Genomic DNA, 15,657 nt, shown 5'->3' on the forward strand with positions numbered 1-15,657 from the left:
TGCTCAGGCATCCGTTTCTGTCTCGTGGAAGAGGGTGGAGTCGAAGGCGGCGCGGAACTCGGACACGACCGGCTCGCGCTGCCAGGGGATCAGGGCCTTGTCGAGCCGGGCGAGCTCGGTGGTGATCCGGCCGGAGCCCGTGTCCTCCGCCACCGTCAGCGCGTGCATCCCGATGGCGGCGGCCTGCTCCGGGACGCGCGCGCCGGCCAGCGCCACGGCCTGCCGCGCCAGGTAGACGCCGCGGTCGCGGTGGTAGCCGTCGGGCATCATCCGGATGGCGGCGCCGAACGCGTCCGCGGCCTGGTCGTGCTTGCCGAGAGCCTCCAGGCCCTGGGCGCGGTGAATCTCCACGTACGACGCGTTCAGCCACACGCCCCACGGGGTGGGGTCGGCGGCGGCGCCATCGAGGGCGTTGCGGACGTCGTCGATCGCCCGCTCGCTCTCGTCAGCGTCACCGCGCAGCGCGTGGCCATACGCCTCGTACGTGCGCGCAACGGCGGCAAGCCGGCTGCGCGGCCGCGCCATGTTCTGGGCGGCTTCCGCGAGGTCGACCACGTCGACCAGGTCCGCGACGTCGCCGGCCAACTGCGCCTTGCGGGCCATCACGTACGTGGTCAGGTCCTGGTCACCGACCGTTTGCGACCACTGCATCGCCCGGTCCAGCCAGTACGAGGCCGCCTTCGGGTCGCCCAGGTCCTGGTAGAGCCAGGACAGGAACTCGCCGTACTGCGTCTGGAGTTCCATCAGGTCGCGTCGGTCGGCGCCCTTCGCCTCGCGACGCAGCTCCTGGATGACCTGGATGTGATCGCGTGTCGCGCGGACCGCGTGCCAGGGGCCCAGCAGGTTGTCGTTGTCGATCAGCAGGCGGCGGGTGCGGCGCAGGTGCTCCACCGGTGTCGAGCCGTACGCAGATGCGGCCCGAGCCTTGCGAACCAGGCCCGGAACGGCACCCGAGTCCGCAAAGGCCGGCGAACCGATCCCTGCGGCGGCCGCCGCCCCGATCCCCACCCCCGTGCGCAGCAGCGCACGCCGATTCATTGCCACCCAGACCACCGACCCATCACGTAGACGACACGGGACCGAGATCCCTTCATCGTCCGACGCTGCCTGGTCCGGCATGGCCAGGGCCAGATCAACCGATGACTTGGCCACATGAACCGGCTGATTGGCCACATGCCCAGGCTCGTCTCCGATGCGCTCCCACAGCCGGAGCAGCATGCCGTTCGCTCCCAACGCACTGTCCAGCTGTGCGGCCTGCGCGCGGGTGGCCATGCGCTCAGCACGCTCGAATCGTCCCAGGTGGGAGTGGTCAACCATCGCCCGCTTGGCCAGGGCACGCAGGCTGAGACGGCGCAGATTCCGCAGCTCACGCAGCTCGTAGCCCCAGTTGTGCAGGGGCGACACCCAAGGCGTCAGCTCCCTTGGCTTCTGTGCCATCTCGCCCCAATCCTGTGGCTGATGTGGCCAGTTAGCCCGGCCACATGTCAGATCTGGAACTTGCAGCTCCCCGGGCTTAGAACCGAAGCAACGGTTTCCGAGCCCAGCGAGGGGGTGTTGCTCAGTGAGTGCTGTCGGGCAGTTCGATCTTCAGTTCAGGTCCGTCACCACGGCTGTAGTTGGCCGCGCGCTGGAACAGGGCACCGCTGCTGCGGTCGGCCGCTTCCACAGTCCGGACGTGCACGAATCCACGGTCGCTGTAGTACCGCTGGAGCTCGTCGTTGGAGCGCCACGCGTCCAGGCGAAGCAGCTGCTTGCCCTGGCGGAGCGCTTCCCGTCCAGCCCAGTCGAGCACGGCCGAACCAAGGTCCTGGCCTGCTACGTCGCGACGCACGACCATGCGGTGCACGTAGAGCGCGGGGTCGTCGGCCTCGGAAGGGGTCCAGAAGTCAGGGTCGGCGTGCTCGTCGATGGTGATGGTCGCGACCGGCGCACCGTCTGCTTCGACGATCCAGCACTCGCCGGCTTCGATGTTCGCCTTGATGCGTTCCTCGCGGGGCGGGTACTGCCACTGGTCGATGCCGCGCTTGTTGAGCCACGAGGCGGCGTGTTCCCAGAGCTCGATGACCGTACGCAGGTCGGTGGCGACGGCGGGACGGATCGTCAGAGCGTCCGCGACCTGGGGCCGACTGCGCTCGTAGGTGATGACGTGCCGGTCGCCGGGCAGGACGTTGACCACCGCGCGGACGGGCCTTCCGTCCTTCGTGAAGCCCGTGCACAGGTGTACGGCGACCGGCGTACCGGGGCCGAGCTGCAGGCGGTCAGCCTCTTCGGGCGTCGGCATCCGGACGTGCAGCTCATCAAGGGCGCGGACCTGCTCGTAGCCGAGTTCCGCCAGGACGACGTTTGCGCCGCGGGCGATGTCGTCCGGGTTCATGATCTCGCTGTTCTGGACCAGGGACAGCGGGAAGTGGCTGTCGTTGGTGTTGTACGGGATGCCGTCGACGAACCGGACGCGCCGGCGGACAACCACCAGCTCGCCCTCGTTCATCTGGAGGCGCTCGCGGACGTGTCGCGAGGGCGTCTCCACCTTCACCTCGATGTGCTGGCTGGCCTCCCGGCCTTCCTCGTGCATCTGGGTGAGGAACTGGTCCATCTCCGGCGACAGCGGGCGCTTTCGGAACTCGCCCTGCGGTCGGTACACCATCGGTCGCCGACTGCGGACGAAGTAGCCGCGGGGCCGGTCGCTGATGATGAGACCTTCGTTGACCAGGACTTTCAGTCCCTGTACGGCCGTCGAACGGGTGGTGTCCCATTCGGCCGCGATCTCTGCTTCGGTCGGCAGCCGGTCACCCGGGGCCAAGGTCCCGTCGGTGATCTGAGCGCGGAGTCTGTCCGCGATGCGCTGATAGAGGGCTCGTGCCCTGCCACTGACTGCCATGGGAGATGTCTACATGCCCGGGAATGACTAGTCAATGTAGGCGAAGGGGCTTGACCCCGTGTCGCGCGCCGTGCATGCTTCATTGCGTCGGGCATTGAGTAGTCAATGTAAGTCGACTACCTGAAGCTTTTCACCAGCACCACCGCAGTAAGTCGTCTGCTCCTCACGGGGCGGCCGGGGTCGATAGCACCACCAAATCCCCCGGGTTTCTCGACTGACCTGCGTGTACGTCGCAGCGCAGATGCGCTGTCCCTTCGTCAGGACGCCGGGTCTCCCGAGCGGCCTGACGGACGGAGAGAGCACCGCGACGCACCCCCTGCCACTCCGTACACAAGGAGCGCCGCATGTCCGTTTCGACCATGGAACCCACCGCCCGTCTCCGGAAGAGCCGGACCCGCACCAAGAAGGTCAGCTTCCGCGAGGCGCTCACCCTCTCCACCCTCCGCCCCCACCAGTACGACCTCCGCCCCCACTGCGCCTCGCTGATCTGCCCCGACTGCAACACCTGGGTGCCCATCACCGGCATCCAGGCCAAGGTCCACAAGCTGGTCCCGCATCACGCCGGCACCGCCCACGAGGACGCGCCGATCCGCTGCTCGGGCAGCAATCGACAGGTCATCGTCAACGTGAAGTTCGAGGTGTGGGAGCGGCGGCTGCAGGAAGGCGGCGCGGAGACCAACGGGCGCCGCTCGAACCGCGTCACACGGAAGCCGAAGACCGCGGTCGCCCCGGCCGTCATGCAGATCCTGTCGCCGCTCCTGGACGCCAAGGCCGCGCTCAAGATGTACGAGGCCCACACCAGGAACTGCGCGACCTGCGCCCCGTCCGGCCGCACCCGCTGCACCGACGGCGGCAGGCTCGCCCACCTGGTCGCGCACAAGCGCCGCACTGAACCCGCCCGCCGCGCGGCCCTCACGGTCCGCGAAGGACTGGCCGAACAGCGCGAGCAGGGGCTGTGGCTGCTGCGCGAACTCCAGTGGGCGTCGACCGCCAGCTCGGTCCGCCGGGCCGACATCCAGCGGGCCCACGACGCGCTGTTCGCGATGCTCCAGTCGCTCACGCCGAAGAAGGCCGACGGCCCGCAGCTGAACGACTGGGAGCGCGCCGACCTCATGTGCGCGATCACGCTGCTCGCCACGAAGGTGGAGCAGCTCAGCAGGTAAGGCGAGCGCACGAACGCCCACGGCCCCGGCCATCCCGCACACCGCGGGGAGGCCGGGGCCGTGGCTGCTCGTACAGCAGCCAGAACGACGACAGCCCCAGGGATTAGGGCCCCGGGGCTGTCCAGGACCTGACTGGAGGACCTGATGCAGCTCAGCATCGCACGCCCGCTCGGCAACACCGACTCGGACCCGGACATGGACGAGGCGTTGCGCCGGGCGAGGGGAGGCAAGTGATGAACGCGATCACCAGCCTGACCGACGCCGAACGCGACGAGCTGTCGCGGAAGAACGCCGAACAGAACAAGCGCTCGGAGAACAACCGGCGCTGACCGCCTGCAAGTCCCAGCAGTGCTGAACCCGGCCCTGCCCGTCGTCCCCGCGCCTTCCCGGCCGGGGCCGGCGGAGAGCGCCGGGAAAACTCCCGCACGCTCCGGCCATCCGGCCGCCACAACACGCAACAGCCCCGGGGCGGCTACCCCGGGGCTGTCTCTCGCTCTGGACCTTCTGGGAGGCCCTGATGAATCGCGGATCCATCGTACGCACGGCGAACTACAACTCGGTCTCCACGGCCGCCGGGCCCAAGCGGCCCCGCCCGGCCTGCGAGGGCGAGGACCCTGACCTGTTCTTCCCGGTCGGTGACGGTACGCGCGCCCTTTTCCAGGCGGCTACGGCCAAGGCCATCTGCCGTCGCTGCCCGCTCCAGGACTCCTGCCTCGAGGGCGCCTTGGAGCGCGGAGAGGAGTTCGGCGTGTGGGGCGGCACGGACGAACGCGACCGCCGCGCCATGCGCCGCCTGGTCGCCCGCACCGCCGCCTGACCGCTTCCCGCCCGGCGGGAGCGCCGGCCAACTCGCCGCCCGCCCCGCAGCACCGCCGCACATCGGCCGCCCACACCCCGGGCTGCCCCATTGATCCGCCCCCTGCTCCTGATGACAGTCCAGGAGCCAGACCTCGAAGGAGTCCTCCATGGCCGGGATCTTCGCCCGCATGACCAGCCCGCTGCGCCGTATCGACGCCGAACCCGACGAGCTGGTCAGCGAGGCGTACTGGCTGCTCAAGGAAGCCGAGAAGAACCACGGCGTGTGGGCGGCGATGAACGCCTACACCGGCATGGCGAGCGTGAAGATCCAGCTCGCCCAGTACCTCAAGGAGCACCGCGACTGACCGCCGCGGCCCCGGCCGGAGTCGACCTCCGCGCCGGGGCCGGCGGTTCTCCCGCTCCGCCACGACCGACCAGGCCGTGGCGGAGTCGGAGAGCCGGAACGGCTCGGCAAAGCAAAGAGGCCCCGTGCGAGGGGGCCTCTCCTTTGTTCTCGCGATCCGCTGACAAGGAGCGATTCGCATGGCCAACGCTACCAGCGGGGGTGCCCGGTGAGTACAACCACAACCCCGGCCCCCGACAAGACGACGGACGACACGTACGTGGCACACAGCCCCTTCGCGGCGCTGCTGGCCACGGTCATCGCCGTGGCCGCCACCGTCCTGGCCCTGTTCGACCTGTTCGCGAACGGCCTGTGGCCCACCTGCCTGCACCTGGCCGTCGGCCTCGCCGTCTTCGGCGCGGTCCGGCTGTGCGTGGGCATGGCCCTGGAGCCGTTCATCCCGACCGACGACCCGGAGAGCACCACATGACCGCCGTCGACTTCCGCAAGCCCGACGTGATCCGCCCGGACGGCGACGACGACCCGCACTCCTGGGACGTCCCCGCCCCGGCCGACCACCCCGACCACAACGACGTCCAGGAGCTGGAGCACGACGAGGCCCCGGCGACCGGCACCGAGCCGGACCGCGACCCGCGCACCATGCGGCTGATCGCCGTCTTCGCCGGAGTCGGCGGCCTGGTGCTCGCCGCCATCGGCTTCACCGGCTCCTACACCACGCTCAAGAACCTCGCGGAGAGCAAGGACTTCGGTCTCTTCTCCTATGCGTTCCCGATCGGCATCGACGCTGGCATCCTCGTGCTCCTGGCGCTCGACCTCTACATGATGCGCAAGCGGATGCCGCTGCCGATCCTGCGCTGGGCCGCCCACGGGCTGACCGCCGCCACGGTGGCGTTCAACGCCGCCGCACCCAAGGGGCCGTGGACGGCCGACCCGCTCGCGGCCTCCATGCACGGCGTCATCCCGGTGCTGTTCATCATCGCGGTGGAGGCCGCCCGCCACTACATCGGCCGGATGGCCGACCTGCTGGCCGGCGAAGCCCCGCTCGGGTCGGTCCCGCTGACCCGGTGGATCCTCTCCCCGCTGACCACGCCCCGCCTGGCCCGCCGGATGCGGCTCTACAACCTCCCCTACAAGGAGGTCGCCGCTCAGTTCCAGCAGCTGCGGATCTACCGCGAGGGCCTGCGTCAGAAGTACGACGACGACGAGCGGGGCTGGCGGAAGGCGGCGACGGCGAACGAGATGCTGCCGTTCAAGTTGGCGCCCTTCGGGTTCAGCGTGGAGCGTGCCCTCGCGGTGCCGCTGGAGGAGGAGACCAAGCGGATCGAGAGGGAGGCGCAGGCCGCCGTTCAGCGTGCCGAGGCCGAGATTCAGCGAGTGAAGACCGATGTTCAACTCGGAGCCGCTCGCATTCAGGCGGAGGTCGACAAGATCCGCGCCGAGGGTCAGCTGAAGATCGCGAAAGCCGAAGCGGAACGGGAGGCTCAGGCGGAGATTCAGCGCGCCGAAGCCGATGCTCAACTCCGTGAGGCCAAGCGCCAGCACGCGCTCAAGCTCGCTGAGGACAAGGCGGCGGCCGAAGCGCAGGAGCTCGCCGACGAGACCGAGAAGCGCCGCACCCTCGCCCAGATCGAGCGGGAGAAGGTGCAGGCCAGTTGGGGTCTGGAGAAGCAGCAGATGGCCACGGAGGCCACCGAGGCAGAGCGCCGGATTCAGGCGGATGCCGCCGCCCGAGCCCAGCGCGACGAGGCCGCCCGCAAGGCCGGCCTCGCGGAGCAGCAGCAGCGTCTGGCGCGGGCCCTGGCCGAAGAGAAGAAGGCCCTCGAAGAGGCCGCTGAACACGAGCGGAAGGAGGCTGAACACCGCGCCGCGACGGTGAACAAGGACCTGGAGGCGCAGCGCGACGCCGAGGAGATCGCCCTCTCCAAGGCCCGCGAGGAGGCCGCGGTCGAAGAGGCCGCGGAACGCCGTGCGCGGGCCGCTGAACACGAGGCCCGTGCGGTCGAAGCCGCCGCCCTGGCCCGCATGAACCAGGTCGACTGGGACGTGCAGAGGGTCGTCGCGATGATCCAGACCCGGGGCGAGAGCGCGGTCACCGTCCGCGTCATCGCCGACGAGCTGGGCATCTCCACCGGCTCCGCGCAGGACCGCAAGACCCGCGCCGTCGACCTCCTCAACGGCGGCGGCACCGAGGCTCCGGAGCAGGCCGCAGCCTGAAACGGAACCTGATCGAAGGTCTTCCTGGCCCACACGGTCGCCCCTCGCAACGCCCCTCCGGCACACCGCCGGACGGGGTGGCTGCGGGGGTCGGCCGCGGCCGCCAGGCCGACCGCTTCACCCGCTCCACCCAGCACGATCCGGCCCGACCAACGGCCCGGAAAGCACCTTTTGCACCCCCGACCCCGCCGTTTACGGAAAGTAGCGGCGAGGCGAGGCGAAGCGAGGCGAGGCGAGGGGGAAACCCCCTCCCAGCCCCCTGCTGAGCCCTCCAACCGGGGGTGACGGGGGGCCTCTGCCCTCACCTCGCGTCGCCTCGCCTCTCCTCTCCGCTACGCATTGTGAGGATATTCGCCGTGGCAGACACCGCGACCGCGCCCCCGGACACCACCGCCGGCGGCACCACCACCGAGGACACCGACACCGCCGAGTACACCGTCGTCACCGAGCCTTCGGAGACCACGGACCCGGCCCCGGAGCAGAAGAAGACCAGCCGCGGGCGCCCCCAGGCGCTGCCGCTTCTTGTCCACGGCACGAACGCAACCGGAATCGCCACGGGCATCGCCTACGGCGTCGCCGGAGTGCCCGGACTCATCGCCGCGGGCGCGGCCGGAGTGGCTGTCGCCGCTGCCGCACTGGCCGGTCGCAAGAAGCGCTCGAAAGTCTCCGCCGCCCGCAAGGCCGCCGCCGCGAACCGTTCCGGAGGCGGCTCCGGCCGGGCCGGCGGGGGTGCGGGCAAGGGCGGTCTGCTCGGACGCGGCGGAGGTCGCGGCCGGTCGGGCGGCGGCGGCGCCGGGGGCGGCCGGATGAACAACCGCAGCGGCCGGTTGAACGGCACCGGCGGCAAGATGAACGGCACCGGGAAGGGCGCTGAACGGCGTCCCGGCGGCGGCCGTCACGCCGCAGGCGGCGGCACCGGTGGGTCCGGGTCCGGGAAGAACGGGCGCGGCCTGGGCGGTCTGCTCGGCAAGGGCGGAGGCCGCGGCAAGGGCGGCCTGGGCGGCGGAGCCACCAGCCCCGCCGCCAACACCCCCAAGGGCACCGGCGGCAAGAACGGCCCCGGCGGGAGCAGCGGCGGCGGGAAGGCTGGCGCCGGTCAGCAGTCCCGCACCGGCAAGGCGTGGCAGACCCTCAAGGGCTGGGGCAACAAGATGCGCCGCAAGGGCGGCGGCTCGGGCACCGGGAGCGCCGGTTCCTCCGGCGGCTCCAGCGGTTCCGGCTCCGGCTCCGGGTCGGGCTCCAGCGGCAAGGGCACCACCCCGGCGAAGTCCCGCCTCGGGCGCGCGATGCAGAAGATGCGCGGCTGGGCGGGCAAACTGCGCCGCTCCAAGAAGGGCAAGGGCGGTACGTCCGGCGGCTCCAGCGGTTCCGGCACCAAGGCCGGTTCGGCATCGGGCCGCCTCTACCGGATGCGCCGCACCGCCGCCCGCAAGCTCGGGCACTGGGCACGCTGCGCCGGAGCCGGATTCCTCGCCGGACTCGCCGGGCTCCTCACGCTGCCGCTGGGAATTCTGTGGGGCACCTGGCGCCTGCTCACCAAGCACCGCGACCCGCTCGCCGGGTTCGCCTTCCCCGTCCGGATCGCCGGACGGATCTGGCGGTTCTTCTTCCGCCGCTCCAAGGCCCGCCACGACAAGGAAGCCAAGGCGGACCAGCTCAACCTCACCGTCAACGACCCCCGGAAGGACACCGACCCCATGACCGGACCCTCTCTCGCCGCCGGCACCACCGTGCTGGACGGCAACAACTCCAAGTTCGCCCTCGCCATGCGGGCGACGCACTCCGCGTACACCGGCTACAGCCCGACCAGCATGATGGAGGTCGCTGCCGAGTACGCGGGCCTGCCCAACGGCATCCGGGCCGCGGCGATGGCCGTGCAGCAGATGGCCGTCAACTCCGACCAGAAGTACCCGTGCAGCAAGCGGGCCATCGCCAAGCTGACCGAGGCGTACCAGCGGATGGTCAACGCCGCCTCCCGTGCGGAGAACATGGTCGCTCTGTTCCGCTTCGCCCACGCCTTCGACATCGAGCGGATCGTCGCTCCGAGGACGAACGAGTGGATGTGGAACGTCACCCCGAACGGGTCGTCCGCGTCCGAGGCTGCGATGTTCCAGCCGGGCCGGATCGAGTCCGGGTGCGTCCTGATGGCCGTGCTCTACCGGACCTTCGACCCGGTCCACATGCTCCAGGTCGGCTCCGAGTACCAGGGCATCGGCTACGGGCTGAACGCCCTGGCCGACGCGATCGAGGCGCTGCACCAGCGCACCCGCGACCTGTACCCGGTCGACGACCGCGTCACCGACGAGCTCGGCACCCTGGTCCAGATGATCCGGGCGGCGGCCGACGACGCCGACATGGCCGCGAAGCTGTTCCTCGAGGACCACCGCCTGGAGATCAGCCACAACACCAACCCCCGCAAGGGCCCGGCCGCCGAGTCCATGTGGAACACCCCCCGCTGACCCTTCGACCCCCAGCATGACCCGCACCACCAGGAGCCGGTGGCCGACCCCGAACCCCGGGGCCGGCCACCGGCTCCCTTGCTGCCTATCCACCTTGTTGCTGCCCCCGCCCCGCCTTCCTGACCAGGACGGAGAACCTCCCCATGTCGATGCGTCACTGGGACTGGTCGCTGCCCAGCGGCCACACCACCTTCCTCGGATACGCCAGCGAGACCGCCGCTTCGATGGTGATGCTCGCCCCGATCACCGGACTGCCCTGGCAGGCCGCCGCCGTCACCCTCGGGGGCGCGGCCGCCGCCGGTGCCGTCCACGACCTGCGCGAGGGCACCACGGCCGGCACCCTCACCACCCGCGCCCTGTCCTGGGTCACCGCGGCCGGGTGGGCGTCCTGGGCGCTGGCGACCGCGCCCCTGACCTCCACCGGCTGGGCGACCGGCCTGGGCCTGGCCGCCGTCGGCATCGCCGCGAACGCGTCCGCGACCCGCTCGGAGTCCACCCGCTCTGAGCGCAAGCGGCTGCTCAAGCTGCGCCGCGAGTCGGTCGGCATCCTGCGCGACTGGGAAGACCGCATGAAGCGCGTCGCCCGGGTGGAGAACTGCGTCGGCAAGGACGTGCAGCACTGGCCCGGGAAGGTCGGCTACACCGTCGAGATCGACCTGCCCTCCGGCGGGACCACGGCCGACGACCTGAACGGCTACGGCCCGAAGTTCGCCGCCGACCTGCGCCTCGCCGACGGCTGCGGCGTCGAGATCTTCCCCGGCGCCAACCGCGGCACGATCCTGATCGAGGTCACCCTCAAGGACGTCATCAGCGAGGACATCCCCTACCCGGAGGACTTCTCCGAGCTGACGCTGACCGAGCGGTTCCCCTTCGGTCTGCACCGCAACGGCCAGGAGGCCATGGGCAGTCTCTGCAACGACTGCGGCATCCTCATCGGCGAGACGGACGCGGGCAAGACGAACACGCTGCGCGTCGTCACCGGCCAGCTCGCCCGGATGCCCGACGCGCTGATCTGGGCCATCGACATCACCGGTGGTGGCGTCGCCCTCCCGTGGATCACCCCGTGGGCCACCGAGGGCCTCGCGTCCGCGCCGGTCGTCGACTGGATCGCGCACACCGAGGACGAAGCCCGGCTCATGCTCAAGATGGCCGGGGAGATCATCGCGGCCCGCAAGGCCGGATACCAGCAGCTGATGCGGGAGAAGAAGACCGACAACAAGCTGCCGATCTCCCACGAGATCCCGGGCATCGTCATCATCACCGACGAGACCGCCTCCCTCCCCTTCGACGTCAAGGAGATGCTCGACAAGGTCGCCGAAGAGGGCCGCGCGATGCGCGTGCGCAACCTCGTCTGCGGCCTGCGCGCCACGCAGGACGTCGTCACCGCCACCATGAAGATCCAGGCGAAGTGGCGCGTCGGCATGACCGTTTCCGACGCCGAAGAGCTCGCGTACCTCTTCCCCGGCTACATCAAGATCGACCCGAAGGACGCGCCCGTCGCGGGCGCCGGGTGGACGATGCACACCCGCCTCGGGCCCAAGAAGCCCACGGCGATGAAGGTGTGGCGCCTGGTCGACGAGCTCACCGACAAGATCTGCGCCGCGACCGCCGCCCGGCGGCCCAAGCTGGATGAGCTGTCCGCGTCGGTGGAGAGCGGCGCGTTCTACCCGCAGCGGTGGGCGCGCACGCTGCCGGACCTCTACAAGGGCCAGCAGCTCACCGAGTCCGCGCAGCACGCGATCGACAACGCCGGGGAGATCATCGACGCCTCCACCCTGCTCGCCTCCGCCCCGGCCCCGGCCGGATCGGCCGGCACCACCCCGGCGGCCCCGGCCGCCTCGGTGCCGCAGGGGTTCGAGGGCTTCGGCGGCGCGGCGGAGCTGTTCGCCGCCGTCAACGCCAGCCTCGACCCGACTGCCGGGCCGATCGCGGTTCCCGCCGGACCGGCTCCGGCTGCCGCTCCGGCAGCGGCCCCGCTCCCCCGCCCGACCCGCCCGGTCGACCCGCGCGAGAAGGGCTGGGAGCTCCTGGTCGCCGCCGGCGAAACCGGCTACACGCCCAAGCTCCTGCACGAGGCGCTCCAGCAGCTCCTGGGCGACGCCACCCCGGCGCCGCGCACGGTCGGCGGCTGGCTCAGCAAGTGGGCGGAGGAAGGCAGGGCCATCAAGGACGACTCCGGGCAGTACGCCCGGTACATCGCCCGCGAGGCCGCCGCCCAGCAGCCCAGCACCGCCCCCGCCGAGCCGGCCGGGACGACGCTGCCCGAGGGCCTGGACGGCGCCCTGGTCCTCGAGGCCGTCGAACTGGTCGTGTCCACCCAGTTCGGGTCGACGTCGATGCTCCAGCGCAAGCTGCGCATCGGCTTCGCCCTGGCGGAGAGGCTGATGGACTACCTCCACCAGCTGGGCATCGTCGGCCCCTCCGACGGCTCCAAGGCCCGCGAAATCCAGGTCTCGACTGACGACCTGGAGGTGGTAAAGATGAGGCTGGCCGACGAACTCGGCTTCACCGCGCGCGACTTGGGCGCGATGGGTCTCGCGGCCGCCGCCGCTTCGCACACCAAGGAGTGACCATGGAGACAGCGGATGAGGAGATCGAGCGCCTGGAGGCCGAACGGCACTCCTACAGCGAGACCTTCAAGAACACATCCGAGGCCGACACCGTCACCCGCGCACACCTCCAGTCGGAGATGGACCGGCGCACCGCCCGGATCCAGGAGCTCCAGCAGCACCAGCCGCTGGGGTTCTTCGCCCGCTGGGGCCTGCGCGCCGCCGCCATCGCGGCCGTCTGGGGCGCCTTCGAGTTCGGCCCGTGGTGGGTGAAGGCCGGCCTCGGTCTCCTCGCGGCGTTCCTCGCCTTCTACAGCCTCGGCTGACCTCCCCGCCCCACCTCACGGCCCGACCCGGGCCACCCAGGACCCGCCCAGCCATCCCGGCCGGGCGGGTCCTTCGCGTTCCCCACCACCCTCTCCCCCGTCAAGGAGCACCTCGTGGAACCCCGCGACCTCACCCTCACCGACTACCAGCACACCCCGCCACACCCCGGCCCTCCCACCGCCGGCCTCCCGGTCGACGGACTGGAGCAGATCTGGGCACTGTTCCCCGAGGCCCGCCCCGGCGCCCGTCCCGGAGACCTTCCGGCCGCGCCCGCCCACGCCGCCGTCGGACTCCCCACCGACGAGGCGTACATGGCACGCGTCTACGACCTGGTCCGCCGGGAGGAAGCCCTCCAGTACCTCCGCGCGCAGTACCAGCAGGCGGCCCTCGCCCCGGTCCCCACCTACCCGCAGGTCATGGCTCCGGCGCCGACGCACCTGCTTCCGCCCGCCGCTCCGGCCGCGCCGCAGCGAGCGGTTCCCGCGTTCGTGTGGAAGTACAGCGCCATCGCCCTGTCGACCGGCGGCGGCATCGCGCTCGCCGGGGTCGGCGTCGGTGCTGCCGCTCCGACCCTCGCGCAGCTGCCCGCCATCCTCACCGCGACCGGCCAGGCCGTGATGAGCGTGGCCGGCCTGTTCGTGCTGATCTTCCTCGCGCTCGCCGTACGCGGAGCCTCGCGCGGCAACGGCGGGGGCGGCACCACGGTCAACATCCGCAAGGCGGTCTTCCGGCGCAACAAGTTCCACGGATGAGCCGGGCTGCCTGCCTCGCCCCCGCCCCGCCCGCTCCTGGGCGCCGGGGACGGGACAGGCCGCCCGGCCCGCACCACCACCGTCTCGACAAGGAGCAGCATCACCTTGGCACCCAACGACCCGACCCCGGCCGCCGACAACGACCGCACGAAGTCGACGTCGACGAAGAAGGAGTCCCGCCTCTCCGAAGCCCGCACCTGGTGGAACGAGGCATGGGACGAGGGCGGCACCCTCCACGAGCTGTGGGAGGACGTCCGGCGCGCACCCGACGCCGGATGGCACGGCATGGCCAACTGGATCAAGGCCGTCGCCGCCATCGCCGTGTTCTCGTTCGTCGTCCTGCTCTTCAACGGCGCCGTCGACGTCCTGCTGGACGCCGCGCACCGCATCCTCACCGCCGTGCCGAACGTCCAGGTCGGCGACAACACCTCCACCGGCGTGTGGGCCACGATCGACAACCCGATCCGCTCATACATCGCCGCCCACTCCGCCGGCCTGCCGATCAGCGCCTCCACCGTCTACACCCTGTGGCAGGTCACTGGCCTGTTCTCCCTGATCGCCGGGTTCATCACCCGCAGCAACGGGATCCGGCTGACGTGGCTGGCATGGGGGTGCGCGGGCATCGCGATGGTCTGGACGACGACCCCGGACACCTCGCGCACCGTCGCCACCGCCATCGCCGTCCTCGCCTGGACGTTCGCGTCGGCCTTCGCCCTGCGCGGGCTGAACCTGCGGCCGCGGGTCTTCTCCACCGTGCACACCGCCCCGCAGATCACGGTCCAACCGCAGATCCACATCCCGGCCCAGCCCGACGGCCCCGCCCCGGACAACGTCCGCCAGCTGGGCCGCTGATCCGGTCGCTCCGCCTGGCCACCGGCCGCCGCTGCCCGTACCCCGGGCGGCCGGCTGCCGGTGACCGGACAGGCCGACCGGCCTGAGCTCCACCCGCGCCCGCCACCCCGCCACCAGGGGCGGCGGGCGCTTGAACGTCCACGCCACCGACGACATGGAGGGTTCATCGTGCTCATCCCCCGGCCCCGCCGCAGGATCGGCCGCCCCCGCCCCACCATCCCCGGCCCCCGCTACCCCGCGCCCCAGCGCCGACTCCCCGGTACCTGGAGCAGGTGATGGCCGACCAGGACCAGGACCTGGTCGACGTCGACCCGAACGACCCCGGCGATGGCTCCTTACCGGTCTTCCGGTGGAAGCAGGCCGGGCGCGAGAACCTCGCGACGCGCCGCCAGTTGCGGGAGATGGGCCTGCGCCCCGGCGGCCAGGAGCCCGTCGCACGGATCGAATGCCGTGGCGGCAAGCGCTTCGCGTGGCTGTACCGGATCGACCTGGCGAAGCCGAAGTTCGCGATGACGCTCGCGAAGGAAGCCGCGCTCGACAAGGCGATGGCTGCTCGCCAGACGTGTCCCGGCCCCTGCGGCCGGCGCTATTTCCACTGCCTCCCGCTGAAAACCCTGGGGTCCTGCCTGGAGTGCTACGACGGCACGCCCGCCGACCCCGCCTCCTACATCGCTCCCCCGGCCAAGCACCTGCTGGCCGCCTGATCCGAGAGGACACCAGCCCATGAGCACCGCCACCCTCGCCGCCTTCACCGAGCCGGACCGCCCCAAGAACCTGCTGATCAGGTTCATCACGGTCGGCGGCTCGTACGTGGACGTCACCGGCCCCGGCGAGCACTCCGACAAGAACCGCTGGCACTGCCACGGCTGCGGCGACTCCTCCGACCGGCCCGAGGAGGACTTCCTGTTCTGCATCCGGCCGGACGCCAACAGCCACGCCGCCGCCTGCCGCGCCATCCCGCTGAAGTGAGCGCCCGCCACCTGCGCGGCGCCCTGCTGCTGGCCGCCGCCGTCCCGCTTGCCGCGGCGACGGCCGCCGCCGCGCTCAGGGCCAGCCACCTCAAGCTCTACGCCGACCGGCACCGCATCGAGATCACCGCCCGGCCCCGGCCGGGCTGCCCGCGCTGCCACGGCGAGGGCGGCTGGTGGGTCGGCGGCGCCTTCCCGGAGATGGAGGCGTGCGGCTGCTGGTCCGACCGGCGCGAGCTGCGCATCCGGCTCCTGCCCGTCCCGGCCTGGAACGAGCCTCCGTTCTGAGCACCACCGCCCCCGGCCGGAGATCGGCCGGGGGCGAAGGCACCA

General features: G+C 71.3%; 15 protein-coding genes. 13 read left to right on the plus strand and 2 right to left on the minus strand.

Annotated elements, in window-relative coordinates; translation table 11 throughout:
* Window positions 1-3: 3 nt before the first annotated feature.
* On the minus strand, window positions 4-1,437 hold the full coding sequence (locus AB5J87_RS39755) for a helix-turn-helix domain-containing protein (protein WP_369384215.1): 1,434 nt from the start codon (window positions 1,435-1,437) through the stop codon (window positions 4-6).
* A gap of 121 nt (window positions 1,438-1,558) precedes the next feature.
* Window positions 1,559-2,878 (minus strand): GNAT family N-acetyltransferase, encoded by a 1,320-nt coding sequence (locus tag AB5J87_RS39760; RefSeq protein WP_369384216.1) that lies wholly within the window; start codon window positions 2,876-2,878, stop codon window positions 1,559-1,561.
* A gap of 344 nt (window positions 2,879-3,222) precedes the next feature.
* Here AB5J87_RS39760 and AB5J87_RS39765 point away from each other — a divergent pair, with 344 nt between their 5' ends.
* The 13 genes from AB5J87_RS39765 to AB5J87_RS39825 all read left to right on the plus strand — a co-directional run bounded on the left by AB5J87_RS39765 (window position 3,223) and on the right by AB5J87_RS39825 (window position 15,612).
* Entirely contained in the window at window positions 3,223-4,041 is an 819-nt protein-coding gene (locus AB5J87_RS39765) for a hypothetical protein (RefSeq protein ID WP_369384217.1), read from the plus strand.
* Between the two features lie 517 nt (window positions 4,042-4,558).
* Window positions 4,559-4,858 carry a WhiB family transcriptional regulator gene (locus AB5J87_RS39770; RefSeq protein WP_111340004.1) on the plus strand — a complete coding sequence of 100 codons (300 nt, stop codon included), beginning with the start codon at window positions 4,559-4,561 and terminating at the stop codon, window positions 4,856-4,858.
* A 148-nt stretch (window positions 4,859-5,006) separates the two neighbouring features.
* A complete protein-coding gene (locus AB5J87_RS39775; RefSeq protein ID WP_111340003.1) occupies window positions 5,007-5,204 on the plus strand; it encodes a hypothetical protein in 198 nt (65 codons plus the stop codon).
* Between the two features lie 207 nt (window positions 5,205-5,411).
* On the plus strand, window positions 5,412-5,672 hold the full coding sequence (locus tag AB5J87_RS39780) for a hypothetical protein (RefSeq protein WP_241990241.1): 261 nt from the start codon (window positions 5,412-5,414) through the stop codon (window positions 5,670-5,672).
* Window positions 5,669-7,417, plus strand: coding sequence for a DUF2637 domain-containing protein (locus tag AB5J87_RS39785; protein ID WP_369384218.1), 1,749 nt, complete (start codon window positions 5,669-5,671; stop codon window positions 7,415-7,417). The genes AB5J87_RS39780 and AB5J87_RS39785 overlap by 4 nt, the downstream gene beginning before the upstream one ends.
* Before the next feature lie 356 nt (window positions 7,418-7,773).
* A complete protein-coding gene (locus AB5J87_RS39790) occupies window positions 7,774-9,876 on the plus strand; it encodes a hypothetical protein (RefSeq protein ID WP_369384219.1) in 2,103 nt (700 codons plus the stop codon).
* Window positions 9,877-10,025: 149 nt separating this feature from the next.
* Window positions 10,026-12,446: a DNA translocase FtsK gene (locus AB5J87_RS39795; RefSeq protein ID WP_369384274.1), complete on the plus strand. Its 2,421-nt coding sequence runs from the start codon at window positions 10,026-10,028 to the stop codon at window positions 12,444-12,446.
* Window positions 12,447-12,448: 2 nt separating this feature from the next.
* Entirely contained in the window at window positions 12,449-12,751 is a 303-nt protein-coding gene (locus AB5J87_RS39800) for a hypothetical protein (protein WP_369384222.1), read from the plus strand.
* Window positions 12,752-12,865: 114 nt separating this feature from the next.
* Window positions 12,866-13,504: a hypothetical protein gene (locus AB5J87_RS39805; protein ID WP_369384223.1), complete on the plus strand. Its 639-nt coding sequence runs from the start codon at window positions 12,866-12,868 to the stop codon at window positions 13,502-13,504.
* A gap of 105 nt (window positions 13,505-13,609) precedes the next feature.
* Entirely contained in the window at window positions 13,610-14,356 is a 747-nt protein-coding gene (locus AB5J87_RS39810) for a hypothetical protein (RefSeq protein WP_369384224.1), read from the plus strand.
* 275 nt (window positions 14,357-14,631) lie between these two features.
* On the plus strand, window positions 14,632-15,060 hold the full coding sequence (locus tag AB5J87_RS39815) for an RRQRL motif-containing zinc-binding protein (RefSeq protein ID WP_111339996.1): 429 nt from the start codon (window positions 14,632-14,634) through the stop codon (window positions 15,058-15,060).
* 19 nt (window positions 15,061-15,079) lie between these two features.
* Window positions 15,080-15,325, plus strand: a complete 246-nt coding sequence (locus AB5J87_RS39820; RefSeq protein WP_111339995.1) for a hypothetical protein — start codon at window positions 15,080-15,082, stop codon at window positions 15,323-15,325.
* Window positions 15,322-15,612: a hypothetical protein gene (locus AB5J87_RS39825; RefSeq protein ID WP_369384226.1), complete on the plus strand. Its 291-nt coding sequence runs from the start codon at window positions 15,322-15,324 to the stop codon at window positions 15,610-15,612. The genes AB5J87_RS39820 and AB5J87_RS39825 overlap by 4 nt, the downstream gene beginning before the upstream one ends.
* Window positions 15,613-15,657: the final 45 nt, after the last annotated feature.

The sequence above is a fragment of the Streptomyces sp. cg36 genome, assembly GCF_041080675.1.
Classification (GTDB): domain Bacteria; phylum Actinomycetota; class Actinomycetes; order Streptomycetales; family Streptomycetaceae; genus Streptomyces.

Coding starts and splice junctions, on each gene's coding strand:
- AB5J87_RS39755 (WP_369384215.1), bottom strand. CDS start 1,437: ATGGCACAGAAGCCAAGGGAGCTGACGCCTTGGGTGTCGCCCCTGCAC.
- AB5J87_RS39760 (WP_369384216.1), bottom strand. CDS start 2,878: ATGGCAGTCAGTGGCAGGGCACGAGCCCTCTATCAGCGCATCGCGGAC.
- AB5J87_RS39765 (WP_369384217.1), top strand. CDS start 3,223: ATGTCCGTTTCGACCATGGAACCCACCGCCCGTCTCCGGAAGAGCCGG.
- AB5J87_RS39770 (WP_111340004.1), top strand. CDS start 4,559: ATGAATCGCGGATCCATCGTACGCACGGCGAACTACAACTCGGTCTCC.
- AB5J87_RS39775 (WP_111340003.1), top strand. CDS start 5,007: ATGGCCGGGATCTTCGCCCGCATGACCAGCCCGCTGCGCCGTATCGAC.
- AB5J87_RS39785 (WP_369384218.1), top strand. CDS start 5,669: ATGACCGCCGTCGACTTCCGCAAGCCCGACGTGATCCGCCCGGACGGC.
- AB5J87_RS39795 (WP_369384274.1), top strand. CDS start 10,026: ATGCGTCACTGGGACTGGTCGCTGCCCAGCGGCCACACCACCTTCCTC.
- AB5J87_RS39800 (WP_369384222.1), top strand. CDS start 12,449: ATGGAGACAGCGGATGAGGAGATCGAGCGCCTGGAGGCCGAACGGCAC.
- AB5J87_RS39815 (WP_111339996.1), top strand. CDS start 14,632: ATGGCCGACCAGGACCAGGACCTGGTCGACGTCGACCCGAACGACCCC.
- AB5J87_RS39820 (WP_111339995.1), top strand. CDS start 15,080: ATGAGCACCGCCACCCTCGCCGCCTTCACCGAGCCGGACCGCCCCAAG.